The sequence below is a fragment of the Pseudomonas sp. GW821-FHT01E10 genome (assembly GCF_059422365.1).
Genome location: NZ_JBWKWT010000015.1, coordinates 19,926 through 31,636 on the forward strand (window position 1 = coordinate 19,926; position 11,711 = coordinate 31,636).

The 11,711-nt window shown below is 61.6% G+C and carries 14 protein-coding genes; 8 read left to right on the plus strand and 6 right to left on the minus strand.

Annotated features, from left to right (window positions below; translation table 11 throughout):
• Positions 1 to 3: 3 nt before the first annotated feature.
• Together AC07V0_RS22460 and AC07V0_RS22465 are read right to left on the minus strand one after the other, a co-directional pair.
• Positions 4 to 669: a CoA transferase subunit B gene (locus AC07V0_RS22460; RefSeq protein ID WP_018928064.1), complete on the minus strand. Its 666-nt coding sequence runs from the start codon at positions 667 to 669 to the stop codon at positions 4 to 6.
• A gap of 36 nt (positions 670 to 705) precedes the next feature.
• Positions 706 to 1,404: a CoA transferase subunit A gene (locus AC07V0_RS22465; protein WP_018928063.1), complete on the minus strand. Its 699-nt coding sequence runs from the start codon at positions 1,402 to 1,404 to the stop codon at positions 706 to 708.
• Positions 1,405 to 1,552: 148 nt separating this feature from the next.
• On the opposite strand from AC07V0_RS22465, the gene AC07V0_RS22470 reads away from it, so the two are divergent.
• Positions 1,553 to 2,446 (plus strand): LysR family transcriptional regulator, encoded by an 894-nt coding sequence (locus AC07V0_RS22470; RefSeq protein ID WP_019649313.1) that lies wholly within the window; start codon positions 1,553 to 1,555, stop codon positions 2,444 to 2,446.
• A gap of 106 nt (positions 2,447 to 2,552) precedes the next feature.
• On the opposite strand, the gene AC07V0_RS22475 is transcribed toward AC07V0_RS22470, so the two are convergent.
• Entirely contained in the window at positions 2,553 to 3,599 is a 1,047-nt protein-coding gene (locus AC07V0_RS22475; protein ID WP_086945472.1) for a class I SAM-dependent methyltransferase, read from the minus strand.
• A gap of 302 nt (positions 3,600 to 3,901) precedes the next feature.
• Between AC07V0_RS22475 and AC07V0_RS22480 the strand changes: the two genes are divergently transcribed.
• Both AC07V0_RS22480 and AC07V0_RS22485 read left to right on the plus strand, forming a co-directional pair.
• Entirely contained in the window at positions 3,902 to 4,741 is an 840-nt protein-coding gene (locus tag AC07V0_RS22480) for an HvfB family MNIO-type RiPP peptide maturase (RefSeq protein ID WP_457327009.1), read from the plus strand.
• Positions 4,734 to 5,492: an HvfC family RiPP maturation protein gene (locus AC07V0_RS22485; RefSeq protein ID WP_457326976.1), complete on the plus strand. Its 759-nt coding sequence runs from the start codon at positions 4,734 to 4,736 to the stop codon at positions 5,490 to 5,492. The genes AC07V0_RS22480 and AC07V0_RS22485 overlap by 8 nt, the downstream gene beginning before the upstream one ends.
• A gap of 71 nt (positions 5,493 to 5,563) precedes the next feature.
• On the opposite strand, the gene AC07V0_RS22490 is transcribed toward AC07V0_RS22485, so the two are convergent.
• Together AC07V0_RS22490 and AC07V0_RS22495 are read right to left on the minus strand one after the other, a co-directional pair.
• A complete protein-coding gene (locus AC07V0_RS22490; RefSeq protein WP_018928058.1) occupies positions 5,564 to 6,874 on the minus strand; it encodes an ATP-binding protein in 1,311 nt (436 codons plus the stop codon).
• The gene (locus tag AC07V0_RS22495) at positions 6,871 to 7,611 is read right to left on the minus strand and encodes a response regulator (protein ID WP_026286577.1); all 741 of its coding nucleotides are present in this window, start codon (positions 7,609 to 7,611) and stop codon (positions 6,871 to 6,873) included. The genes AC07V0_RS22490 and AC07V0_RS22495 overlap by 4 nt, the downstream gene beginning before the upstream one ends.
• 318 nt (positions 7,612 to 7,929) lie before the next feature.
• On the opposite strand from AC07V0_RS22495, the gene AC07V0_RS22500 reads away from it, so the two are divergent.
• From AC07V0_RS22500 to AC07V0_RS22510, 3 genes are all read left to right on the plus strand, one after another.
• Positions 7,930 to 8,193 (plus strand): DUF2790 domain-containing protein, encoded by a 264-nt coding sequence (locus tag AC07V0_RS22500; protein WP_019649304.1) that lies wholly within the window; start codon positions 7,930 to 7,932, stop codon positions 8,191 to 8,193.
• A gap of 50 nt (positions 8,194 to 8,243) precedes the next feature.
• The gene (locus AC07V0_RS22505) at positions 8,244 to 8,474 is read left to right on the plus strand and encodes a hypothetical protein (protein WP_138867214.1); all 231 of its coding nucleotides are present in this window, start codon (positions 8,244 to 8,246) and stop codon (positions 8,472 to 8,474) included.
• An 88-nt stretch (positions 8,475 to 8,562) separates the two neighbouring features.
• On the plus strand, positions 8,563 to 9,771 hold the full coding sequence (locus AC07V0_RS22510) for a cytochrome c biogenesis protein DipZ (protein ID WP_018928054.1): 1,209 nt from the start codon (positions 8,563 to 8,565) through the stop codon (positions 9,769 to 9,771).
• 17 nt (positions 9,772 to 9,788) lie between these two features.
• On the opposite strand, the gene AC07V0_RS22515 is transcribed toward AC07V0_RS22510, so the two are convergent.
• Positions 9,789 to 10,247: a GNAT family N-acetyltransferase gene (locus AC07V0_RS22515; RefSeq protein ID WP_457326977.1), complete on the minus strand. Its 459-nt coding sequence runs from the start codon at positions 10,245 to 10,247 to the stop codon at positions 9,789 to 9,791.
• A gap of 231 nt (positions 10,248 to 10,478) precedes the next feature.
• Between AC07V0_RS22515 and AC07V0_RS22520 the strand changes: the two genes are divergently transcribed.
• Positions 10,479 to 10,751, plus strand: coding sequence for a DUF4242 domain-containing protein (locus tag AC07V0_RS22520; protein WP_258613662.1), 273 nt, complete (start codon positions 10,479 to 10,481; stop codon positions 10,749 to 10,751).
• A 37-nt stretch (positions 10,752 to 10,788) separates the two neighbouring features.
• Positions 10,789 to 11,601, plus strand: coding sequence for a class I SAM-dependent methyltransferase (locus AC07V0_RS22525; RefSeq protein ID WP_086945479.1), 813 nt, complete (start codon positions 10,789 to 10,791; stop codon positions 11,599 to 11,601).
• Positions 11,602 to 11,711 lie beyond the last annotated feature (110 nt).

Genomic DNA, 11,711 nt, shown 5'->3' on the forward strand with positions numbered 1-11,711 from the left:
TCCTCACTGGGCAGCGAACTGCATTTCCGGGACGTGGTCAGGCACGATCAGTTTGCCGGCGGTCTTGGCGACGATTTCCTCAACGCTCACGCCTGGTGCGCGTTCCTTGAGAATGAACGCACCGTTGTGGATTTCCAAGTAGGCCAGATCAGTCAGAACGCGTTTGATGCAACCGGCGCCGGTCAGCGGCAGGCTGCAGCGGGGCAGCAGTTTCGACTCACCGTCCTTGGAGGCGTGGGTCATGGTGACGATGATGTTGTCCGCACCGGCCACAAGGTCCATCGCACCGCCCATGCCCTTGACCAGTTTGCCGGGGATCATCCAGGAGGCGATGTTGCCTTCGACGTCCACTTCGAACGCACCGAGCACGGTCAGGTCGATGTGGCCGCCGCGGATCATCGCGAACGATTCGGCGGAGGAGAAAATCGACGCGCCGATACGCGCGGTCACGGTTTGCTTGCCGGCGTTGATCATGTCGGCGTCGACTTCGGCGTCGGTCGGAAAGGCGCCCATGCCGAGCAGGCCGTTTTCCGATTGCAGCATGACTTCCATGCCTTCAGGGATGTAGTTGGCGACCAGGGTCGGAATGCCGATGCCGAGGTTCACGTAGTAGCCGTCCTGCATTTCGCGGGCGACGCGCTGAGCCATTTGTTCGCGGGAAAGTGCCATTGTTGTTATTCCTTCATTCGGTCCGGGGGCAGGGGATCACTTACGCACGGTGCGCTGTTCGATGCGCTTTTCGAACGTGCCGCAAATGACCCGGTCGACGTAGATGCCAGGGGTGTGGATCTGCGACGGGTCCAGCTCACCGGGTTCGACGATTTCTTCGACTTCGACCACGGTGATCTTGCCGGCGGTGGCGGCCAGCGGGTTGAAGTTCTGGGCGGTGTGGCGATAGACCACGTTACCGAAATGGTCGGCTTTCCAGCCTTTGACGATGGCGAAGTCACCGGTGATGGATTCTTCCATCAGGTACTGGCGGCCCTTGAATTCGCGCACTTCCTTGCCTTCAGCGACTGGAGTGCCGACGCCGGTGGCGGTGAAGAACGCCGGGATGCCGGCGCCGCCTGCGCGCATTTTCTCGGCGAGGGTGCCTTGGGGGGTCAGGACGACTTCTATTTCGCCTTTAAGCAGTTGGTCTTCGAACAGTTTGTTCTCGCCGACGTAGGAGGCCACCACTTTGCGGATCTGCCGGTCCACCAGCAGCACGCCGAGACCGAACCCATCGACGCCGCAGTTGTTGGAGACCACGGTGAGGTCACGGGTGCCCCGGTGCTGGATCTCGGCGATGAGGTTTTCCGGAATCCCGCACAGGCCGAAGCCGCCGGAGATCACGGTCATGCCGTCTTCAAGACCGGCCATCGCTTCCTCATAGGAATACACGCGCTTGTCGAACCCTGCCATATGCACCTCTTTTATTCTTTGTGGGCGGCTGGCTAGCCGGATGGGGAGGGAGTGTCTCGCCGCAGGATTTATTTGTTAAGTTGATTTTTAAGGTTGATTGATAGATAAAACTCACCAATGAGTGCGCGCTACGTTGGAGACAGTGGCCATGACCGTTAAACAGATCCGCGCCTTCCTGGCCGTGGCCCAGAGTTTGAGCTTTGCCGTGGCTTGCGAACGGCTGCACCTGTCCCAGTCGGCGTTGAGCCTGACCATCAAGGCGCTGGAGGAGGGCCTGGGTGGGCGCCTGTTCACCCGCAATACCCGCAACGTCGCTCTGACCGCCGAGGGTGAATCGCTGCTGCCATTGGCCCGTCGGTTGATTGCGGATTGGGACAATGCCGAGGATGAACTGCGCCAACGCTTCACCCTTCAGCGTGGCCGCGTGACGCTCGCGGCGATGCCATCGTTTGCCGGCAACCTGCTGCCGCCGATCCTCAAGACCTTCCGCGCGCGTTATCCCAAGGTCAACGTCACGGTGAACGACGTGATCAACGAGCAGGTGCTGGAAATGGTCCGCGACCGTCAGGTGGAATTGGGCGTGGCGTTTGAGCCGACCCAGAGTTCGTCGCTGCAATTCACCCCGTTGTACATCGACCGGTTTGTGGCGGTGGTGCCGCTTGATTCACCGCTGGCGGACCTGGGCGATATCGATTGGCAGACCCTGCTCAAGGAACCGTTCATTACCTTGCAGCGACCGTCCACGGTGCGGGTGATGCTCGAAGAGCACTTGCAGGCGCGGGGCATGAAATTGCCGGTGGAGTTTGAAAGTCATCAGTTGGCAACGGTCGGGCGGATGGTGGCCAGCGGACTGGGCGTGAGCGCGGTGCCAGCGTTGTGCGCCGGGCAGATGCGCGAGCTGGGCGCGCGTTGCATCACCCTGCGCGACCCGGTGGTGGAACGGGCGATCGGGGTGCTGACGACGGGGCAAGAACTGTCGGCGGCGGCGCAGGCGTTGTTCGATATTCTCAAGGCCGAAAACCTGGGTGAGCGTCTGAGCTGATCACGGTCACCTGTTGAAATGGACTGTGGCGAGGGGGCAAGCCCCCTCGCCACAAAAGCACACCCCGACAGGGTGGGTTTAGCCTGCCTGGGTGATGCGCCTACCCTTATTTACGCGCCTCCAGAATCAGGTTGAACGGCGTTTCCGTGGCTCGCCGGAACTGGGTGAACCCCGCCTCGGTGAAGACCTTGCGCAACCGTGCCTCGCCCGCCTGGGCACCGAGCCCGAGGCCGACCTCCTGGGACAGTGAGTTGGGTGTGCAGATAAAGGTCGAGGCGGCGTAGAACAGCCGTCCCACCGGGTTGGCGTTCTCGTCTAGCGTGTCGTTGGCGAAGGGCTCCACCAGCAGCACCGTGCCGTCGGGTTTGAGCGATTCATAGGCATGCTTTGCGGCGCCGACCGGGTCACCCATGTCGTGCAGGCAGTCGAAATAGCAGATCAGGTCATAGTCGTCGCCCGGATAGCTCTTGGCGGTGCCCTGGAAGAACCGCGCCCGACCGGACACGCCACCTTCTTCGGCGCGCTGGGTGGCGACGGTGATCGAGGGCGCGTGGTAATCGAAACCGACGAACCGCGACTCGGGGAAAGCCTGGGCCATGATCACGGTCGAAGCGCCGTGGCCGCAGCCGATGTCTGCCACTTTCGCGCCGGCTTCCAGTTTGGCGACCACCCCGTCGAGGGCCGGCAGCCACTCGCTGACCAGATGCGCCTTGTAGCCTGGGCGGAAGAACCGCTCGGTGCCGCTGAACATGCACGGATGGTGATCGCCCCAGGGCAGGGCGCCGTTGCCGCGCATGGCGTTGACCAGTTTGTCCTTGTCATGGAAAAACGACGCAACCACCGCCATACCGCCGGCTACATAAACCGGTGAGTCTTCGATCGCCAGCGCCAGGGCTTGCTCTTCGGGCAGGCGGAACTGACCGTCGCGGTGTTCCATGTAACCGGAGGCGGCGTGGGCGCTGAGCCATTCACGCAGCAGGCGGGTGTTGCAGCCGGTCTTCGCGGCGAGTGTTTCGGGGGTGACGGGCTGACTGTCGGCCATGGCCCGGTACAGGCCGAGTTCTTCGCCGAGGATGACGTTGGCGAGCATCGCCGCGCCGCCCATGTCGCTCACCAGTTTGCCCATGAAATCATTGAGTCTGGCCTCGTCCATCTTGTGTGCTCCTTCAGCAGGATCACGGCCTGCAGGCATTGTTTGTCGAGGCATGCACCTGTGGGCGGTGATCGTGGGAATGAACAGGACGATAACCGCGTCCTGGCTCCCCCCCCGCGGGGGGTAATCAACAAGTCTAGTTCGTGTATCCCTCTGTATCTGGCTGCCTGTCCGATACAGTGCGCTGAGAAGAGGGGTGTTTGCGCACACAGACCCGACACACCGAGGCGCTTGACTGGGCCTGCCGGCCGGCACTGAGTGTTCAGGCGCTGGAGACCGGATCCCAGGATGAGATCGACACCATGCAAATTCCCCTCACATCTGCGCAGGCGACCGTCGGGCTAGGCTTGCGCCGCGGTTTGATGAAGGACCTTCAAGCAGCCTCGGCGGGCGCTTTCGACTTTCTGGAAGTCGCGCCGGAAAACTGGATCGGCATCGGCGGCGCGCATGGCGCGGCGTTTCGTGCCCTGGCCGAACGTTATCCGTTGTCCTGCCACGGCTTGTCCTTGTCGCTGGGCGGATCGGCGCCGCTGGACGTCGGGTTTCTGCGGGAAGTGCGGGTTTTCCTCGATCACTACAAGGTGCCGCTGTACAGCGAACACCTGAGCTACTGCAGCGATGACGGGCATCTTTACGATCTGCTGCCGTTGCCGTTTACCGAGGAAGCGGTGCATCACGTCGCCGCCCGAATTCGTCAGGCACAGGACATTCTCGGTCGGCGCCTGGCAGTGGAAAACGTCTCCTACTACGCCGCGCCGCAGCAGGACATGGACGAATTGACGTTCACCAACGCAGTGCTGCGCGAAGCCGATTGCGACCTGCTGCTGGACGTCAACAATGTCTACGTCAACTCGATCAATCACGGTTCTGATCCGCAAGCGTTTCTGGCGGGCATCGACACGGGGCGAGTGGTCGCGATGCATGTGGCGGGGCATTTCGACGAATCCGACACCCTGAAAATCGACACTCACGGCGCCTCGGTCAAACCGGTGGTCTGGGCTTTGCTGGCCGAGGCGTATGCGCGGTTCGGCGTACAGCCGACGCTGCTTGAACGGGACTTCAACTACCCGGCGTTCTCTGAATTGGTCAGCGAGTTGCAGACCATCCGCCGACTGCAAGACGAGGAGGCGAACCGTGGATAAGCCGACGCTGCACCAGCAGCAAGACACATTGACTCGCTACCTGCGCGACCCTGAGCACTGTGCTCCACCCGCCGGGATGGACGTGGCACGGGCGCAGGTTTATCGCGATCTGGTGTTCTCGAACCTGTCGTCGTTGCTCAGCGGCACCTTTCCGGTGTTGGTGAGAATACTGGGGGACAGTGACTGGCGTTCTCTGGTGCGAATCTTCCTGCGGGACTACCGCGCTCACACGCCAAAATTCGGCGAGATCGCCCGGGAGTTTGTCGAGTTCCTCGCATCGATGCCTCAGGCGCTGAACGATGGGCCGTGGCCACCGTTCATGGTCGAGCTGGCGCATTACGAATGGGTCGAAATGGCCCTGCAACAATCCGACGCTGAGCCGTTGCCGGCCAGTGATGCTGGATTGCTGCTGGATCAACCGTTGCAGGTTTCACCACTGGCCTGGCCGTTGGCCTATGGCTGGCCGGTGCAAAAAGTGGGGCCGGATTACCGGCCGCAAGTGCCACCGACTCAGCCGACGTTGCTGTTGGTGCGTCGGGCCGAGGACTGGAGTGTGCACTTCTCCGAACTGAGCCCGTTGGCGTGGCGATTGTTGCAGCGGATCGGGGAATTTCCTCAGCTCGATGGCCGGTCGCAACTGGAAGGGCTGGCGGTGGAGGCGGGGATGGCGGGGGCGCAGGCCTTTATCGATAGTGGATTGGCGTTGTTGCGGCAGATGCATGGGGAGGGGGTAATCGGCATAGCGGCCTGACCGTACGAAATCCCCCAAACACCAATCCCCGTGGGAACGGGCAAGCCTGCTCCCACTGGGGTTGGCGGTGTTTATTGGGGCTTCGGTAACTTGAGCTCCGCACACAACCCACCATCCACGCGATTGCTCAAGGTCAGCGCCCCGCCAATCGCCAGCGCCAATTGCTGGGCAATCGCCAACCCCAACCCGGTCCCGCCGGTGCTGCGATTACGCGAATTCTCCACGCGGTAGAACGGCTGCATCACCTGGGCCAATTGCTCTTCGGCAATCCCCGGCCCTCGGTCCATGACCTTCACCGACAAGCTGCCGTCGGCCTTCGTTTCCACCCACAACTCAGCCGCGCCAGCGAATTTCAGCGCGTTGTCCACCAGGTTCACCAGCACTCGCCGCAAGGCATGGGGCCGGGTGTCGATCACTGCGGCGCTTTTGCCGCCCAGCTGCACGTCTTTGCCCATGTCCTGATAGTCGAACACCAGGCTGTCGAGGAACGAATCCAGATCGGTGCGGCGACTTTCCTCGGTGGCGCCATGGATGCTGCGGGCGTAGGCCACGCCTTCGCGCACCAGGTGTTCCATCTCGCCAAGGTCATTCCACAGTTTGTCTTTTTCGCTGGAGTCGTCCATGAATTCGGCACGCAGTTTCATGCGCGTGATCGGGGTTTGCAGGTCGTGGGAAATCGCCGCCAACAGTTGCATGCGCTCCTTGAGATACGCCGCGATACGCGCTTGCATCGCATTGAACGCCCTGGCGGCGTAGGCGACTTCGGTCGGGCCTTTTTCGTCGAGGTGCACGGCGTGGGTGTTGGGGTCGAGGGTTTCCACGGCTTGGGCGAGGCGGGTGAGCGGGCGGATGGCGATTCTCACGGCCAGCCAGGTGCAGGCGATCAGCAGCGCCAGTTGTCCCAGCAATACCGCCGGCAACCACGGGGACAAAGGCACCATCGCGGGTCGCACGTCGATGGTGACGGGGCTGCCGTCCTTCAGTTTCAGATGGGCCTGGAAGTGTTTCTTCGGGCCGGGGATGTCGGTAAAAGTCAGCGGATATTCATGGCCGATGGCGTCCTGAATCGAGGGGACTGCAATCGGCACATCGCTGGGCGCCATCGGTGTGCCGGGCGAACCTTCATTCAGCAGATAACCATAGTTGGTGCGTTCCAGGCGCTGCAGCCAGCTCGCTCGTTCGTTGGCAGGCAAGCGGTCGAGGATGGCGAGGGAGGTCGAAACGTCGGTTTCCAGATTGCCCAACATCGTATTTTTCGCACTTTCATAACGCTCGTAGTACTGCGCGCCAAAGGACAGCGCCTGGGCGAGGATCAGGCCGATCAGGAAAATCAGCGACAGCCGCGAGGCCAGCGTGCGGGGCCAGTGCAGCGCAAGGTTCATGACGGCGCACCGAGCACTTCCACCGGCAGGGAAAACACATAGCCTTCGCTGCGTACGGTCTTGATGTAGGCCGGTTCCCGGGCGTCGTCGAGCAGGCGCTGACGCAAGCGGCTGACCAGCAAATCGATGGAGCGGTCAAACAGATCGGCGTCGCGCCCTTGAGTCAGGTTGAGCAACTGGTCGCGATTGAGCACCCGCTGAGGATGATCGAGGAACACCCGCAGCAAACGGTATTCCGCGCCGCTGAGGGCGACCATGGTGCCATCCTGATCCAGCAGATGCCGGGCCGAGGTGTCCAGGCGCCAGCGACCGAACGCCAGCAGGCGACCGCTTTCGGTGATCACCAGATTCGGCGGCAGCATCCGCGTACGCCGCAGCACGGCGTTGATCCGGGCGAGCAGTTCACGGGCGGCGAACGGTTTGACCAGGTAGTCGTCGGCACCCATTTCCAGGCCGATGATGCGGTCGGTTTCATCGTTGCGCGCGGTGAGCATCAGCACCGGCGTGGCCTTGTGTTTGCCGGCGCGCAGCTCACGGCAGAGCAGCAGGCCATCGTCGCCCGGCATCATGATGTCGAGCACGATCAGGTCCACCGGCGTGGTCTCCAGAAACGCGCGCATCTGCCGTCCATCCGCCACTACGGTGGTGCGCAGGCCGTTCTTCTTCAGGTAATTGCCTACCAGTTCCCGGATCTCGCGGTCATCGTCCACGATGAGAATGTGATCGACGTGTTCCATGGTCGCCATGCCTCTTGAGTAGGAGTTTTCGCGCAGTCTACCGAGTCAAGGCTCGCTCGCCCGCAGCGGTTTGTATTGCAGTGTATCTGGCCTGTCGGCGGATACACGGGGACGCAAAAAACAGCCGGTTTCAGGGGGTTTGTATCGCTGTGTATCGCCGGCCGGTGCTGATACATAGCAATTTACTCGCGCCTGTTCCAGACACAGACGGGATACCTCGCGGGCTTCTAATGGCTTCCATCGAGGCGAACCCAAACCGCCTCGGCCCCATCAACGATTTGGCAACGATTGACCCATTGAAGCCCCGAGGAAACCACCATGAATACCAAAGCCGTCTACGCCGCCTGCCTGTTTGCCGCCCTGAACATCTGCACCTTGTCGGCCCGGGCCGAAGCCAATGTCACCCCGCAAACCTACACCTATGGCACGCACCTGGACATCCAGAAAGTGCTGTCGATGAAAGAGGACGCCACGCCTTCCTGCGGGATTGTGAATGCGCGGATGACCTACCTGGATTCCCAAGGCAAAACCCAGGCCCTTGATTACCGCAAATTCGCTGACAACTGCAACGAAGACAACTGAGTCCTTTGCTCACCCGTTATCAATCCCTTTTTTGAAACAGGAATAACTCCATGAACAACGCCACCCGCTTTTTGACCGCCATCGTCTTTTCCATAGCCGGCGTCGCCGCTCATGCCAACGCGGCTGTTGAACAGAGCAGCTGTGTCAGCAGCACCTGCTTCCAACTGACGCCGCTGGTGGCTGAGGATGGTTCCAGCCGCACACCGCAGGGGCAATTGGTTGCGGAGAACGGCTCCAGCCGGACGCCACAGGGCCAGCAGTTGGAAAACCAGATGGCTTGAAGCCAGGCACTGTTCCGATGAACTCAATATTCCCAGTGTGGGAGCAGGCTCGCTCCCATATCGGACTCGTATATTCAAGGTGATCCCCATGTTTCTCATCGCATTCCTGGGCGGCATTTTGACCGTCCTCAGCCCCTGCATCCTCCCGGTCGTGCCGTTTCTGTTTGCCGGTGTTAAACGCACACGCACCTCGATCCTGCTCACCCTCGGTGGCATGGCCCTGACCTTCGCCCTGATCTCCAGCCTGGCCGTGGTCAGCAGCGATTGGGTGATACAAGCCAACAACACCGGCCGCCATGTGGCGCTGATCGTGATGGTGCTGTTTGCGCTGTCGCTGATCTCCGCGCGCATCGGCGGCTGGCTGGCGCGACCGTTCGTGTTGCTGGGCAATCGCCTCGACCCCAACACTCGCAAAATGTCCGGCCCGCTGGGCTCGGTGATGATTGGCGTCGCCACCGGTCTGCTCTGGGCTCCGTGTGCCGGGCCGATCCTCGGGGTGATCCTCACCGGCGCCATGCTGCAAGGCGCCAACGTGCAGACCAGTCTGCTGCTGGTGGCGTATGGCCTGGGCAGCGCGTTGTCACTGGGCACCTTGATCTTCGCCGGTCGCGGCCTGGTCAATCGCTTGAAACCGTCGATTCCGGTCACCGGTTGGCTGCGTCGCGGCGCCGGTGCCGGGGTGTTGGTCGCGGCGGCGGTCATCGCCACCGGAACCGATAACAGGCTGCTCGCCGGCACTTCGTCCGAAGGCGTCACGACCGTTGAACAGCAGGTGCTGGAAACCGTACCGAAAGTGGTCGATTACCTGGTCAGCAAGGTCAAGGCCGACCCGATGGACGCGGCCAAAGGTGCGATGCCGTCACTCTCCGGCGCGGTCGAATGGCTCAACTCGCCAGCGCTGAGCAACGACTCCCTGCGCGGCAAGGTGGTGCTGGTGGATTTCTGGACCTATGACTGCATCAACTGCCAGCACACCTTGCCCTACGTGAAGGACTGGGCGAAAAAATATGAAAAGGACGGCCTGGTGGTGGTCGGCGTGCACACCCCGGAATACGGTTACGAACGCATCCTCGACAATGTTCGCGATCAGGTGAAAAAACTCGGTATCACCTACCCGGTGGCGATCGACAATAACTACGCGATCTGGCGCGCCTTCGACAACCAATACTGGCCGGCTCACTACCTGATCGATGCCAAGGGGCAGGTGCGTTACAGCCACTTTGGCGAGGGTCGCTACGAGACTCAGGAGCAGATGATCCGGCAGCTGTTGGAAGAGGCCAAGGCGCCTGCTGCGTAACCTTTCCAATCAATGGCTCACAGGTTGCGCACCATGAGCCATTGGTCGTTTTCCCAGGCCTGAAAACGCTCCAGCTCTGTCCACCCGCGTCTGGCGTAGTAATCGCTTTGGTCCCGGGTGTGCAAATAGATCTTCGCCACGCCACGTTCCCTGGCCTGCGCGCATATCCCCTCAATCAAGCGCTCCGCCAATCCTTTTCCCCTTGCTTGGGGGGTGACGAACACACAAGCCAGCCAAGGACCCAGGTCAGGCCGGTGAGCCAGGTCGGCGGCGGCCAGTGCCGCACCACCCAGCAGGCGGTCTCCATCCAGGGCGATCAAACATTGCCATGTGCCGTCGAATTGGCCGTCAGCGAATTCCCGTTGCCACTGAGGCAAGGGCTGGTCGGCGTATTCATAGTGGAATTGTTGGTGAATCCATGAAGCAAAGATGTCGCTGTGGTGCATGTGGTGAGCGAGCCAGTCCAGGCGAGGCATGGGGGAATCCTTTCAAAAGACGGTGGCCCATAAGAGCTGATTCATGGCGCATCGGCAATCCCGGGGGCGGGTGTTAATCCTGCGTTACAAATGCATGACCATGTATCGGAGATCGGTGTATTTCGTGAGTCTGCCGGACGACCGGGCAGGACGGATACCTGTCCGGGAGCTTTAGTTTGTGGACGGGGTCACTTGCGACCCTGCCATCACCATCATGAAAGGGAGAGGGTTATGCCTAAGTTCATTATTGAACGCGAGCTTCCAGGAGCTGGCGCACTGCCGCCGCAGGAACTCAAAGCGATCTCGCAAAAATCCTGCGATGTGTTGCGCGGGTTGGGGCCGCAAGTGCAATGGCAGCAGAGTTACGTCACGGGCGACAAGATTTATTGCGTGTACATCGCGCCGAGCGAGGAGCTCATCAGGGAGCATGCCAAACAAGGTGGCTTTCCGATCAACAGCGTTTCCCGAGTCATGAGCATCATCGACCCCACCACGGCGGAGTAAGCCGAGACCCGTTCCAACCCGCAGCGGAGCAGACTTCATGAGCACACCCATTGATCTCACCGCCCTGAAAAACCGTCAGATGACTGCGTGGGCCAGCGGCGACTACGCCGTGATCGGCACCACTTTACAGATCGTCGGCGAACAACTGGCTGAAGCCTGCGACTTGCTCTGTGATGAGCGGGTGCTGGACGTCGCTGCGGGCAACGGTAATGCCACGCTTGCCGCTGCGCGCCGGGGCTGTAAGGTCACGTCCACCGACTATGTGGCCAAGTTGCTTGAGCGTGGCGAAGACCGGGCACGGGCGGAACACCTGAACGTGACCTTTCAGGTGGCCGATGCCGAGGCGCTACCTTTCGAGGATGCCAGTTTCGATGCCGTGCTCTCGACCTTTGGGGTGATGTTTACCCCGGATCAGCCAAAGGCTGCCGCGGAATTGGCGCGGGTGTGCCGCCCGGGAGGCCGGATCGGCCTTGCCAACTGGACGCCTGAAGGCTTCGTTGGCCAGATGTTCAAGGTACTGGGGCGCCACATGCCGCCACCCGTGGGCGCTCAACCGCCTTCAAACTGGGGCTCCGAAGCGTGGTTGCACTCGCACTTCGATCAGCGCGACTTCGTGCTTCAGGTGACACGACGCTTATTCAATTTCCGCTATCGTTCGGCCGCCCATTTCATCGACACCTTCCGCACCTGGTATGGCCCGGTTCACAAGGCTTTTGCGACCCTGCCACCCGAAGGGTCCGCCGCCCTGGAACACGACCTGACGGAACTGCTCAAGCGCCTGAACCGAGCGGGAGAGCGGTCGCTGGTGGTGCCCGGTGAATACCTGGAGGTGGTGATCACCCGGCGCTGAACCGGGAACGGAGCGACGAAAATCCTGTAGGAGCGGGGGGGGGGGGGGGGGGGGGGGGGGGGGGGGGGAGGGGGGGGAGGGGGGGGGGGGGGGGGGGGGGGGGGGGGGGG

Bases quoted from the DNA above. Each gene is read 5' to 3' on its own strand.
- AC07V0_RS22465 (WP_018928063.1), bottom strand. From the start codon at position 1,404: ATGGCAGGGTTCGACAAGCGCGTGTATTCCTATGAGGAAGCGATGGCC.
- AC07V0_RS22470 (WP_019649313.1), top strand. From the start codon at position 1,553: ATGACCGTTAAACAGATCCGCGCCTTCCTGGCCGTGGCCCAGAGTTTG.
- AC07V0_RS22495 (WP_026286577.1), bottom strand. From the start codon at position 7,611: ATGGAACACGTCGATCACATTCTCATCGTGGACGATGACCGCGAGATC.
- AC07V0_RS22460 (WP_018928064.1), bottom strand. From the start codon at position 669: ATGGCACTTTCCCGCGAACAAATGGCTCAGCGCGTCGCCCGCGAAATG.
- AC07V0_RS22525 (WP_086945479.1), top strand. From the start codon at position 10,789: ATGAGCACACCCATTGATCTCACCGCCCTGAAAAACCGTCAGATGACT.
- AC07V0_RS22490 (WP_018928058.1), bottom strand. From the start codon at position 6,874: ATGAACCTTGCGCTGCACTGGCCCCGCACGCTGGCCTCGCGGCTGTCG.
- AC07V0_RS22475 (WP_086945472.1), bottom strand. From the start codon at position 3,599: ATGGACGAGGCCAGACTCAATGATTTCATGGGCAAACTGGTGAGCGAC.
- AC07V0_RS22500 (WP_019649304.1), top strand. From the start codon at position 7,930: ATGAATACCAAAGCCGTCTACGCCGCCTGCCTGTTTGCCGCCCTGAAC.
- AC07V0_RS22505 (WP_138867214.1), top strand. From the start codon at position 8,244: ATGAACAACGCCACCCGCTTTTTGACCGCCATCGTCTTTTCCATAGCC.
- AC07V0_RS22520 (WP_258613662.1), top strand. From the start codon at position 10,479: ATGCCTAAGTTCATTATTGAACGCGAGCTTCCAGGAGCTGGCGCACTG.
- AC07V0_RS22510 (WP_018928054.1), top strand. From the start codon at position 8,563: ATGTTTCTCATCGCATTCCTGGGCGGCATTTTGACCGTCCTCAGCCCC.
- AC07V0_RS22515 (WP_457326977.1), bottom strand. From the start codon at position 10,247: ATGCCTCGCCTGGACTGGCTCGCTCACCACATGCACCACAGCGACATC.
- AC07V0_RS22480 (WP_457327009.1), top strand. From the start codon at position 3,902: ATGCAAATTCCCCTCACATCTGCGCAGGCGACCGTCGGGCTAGGCTTG.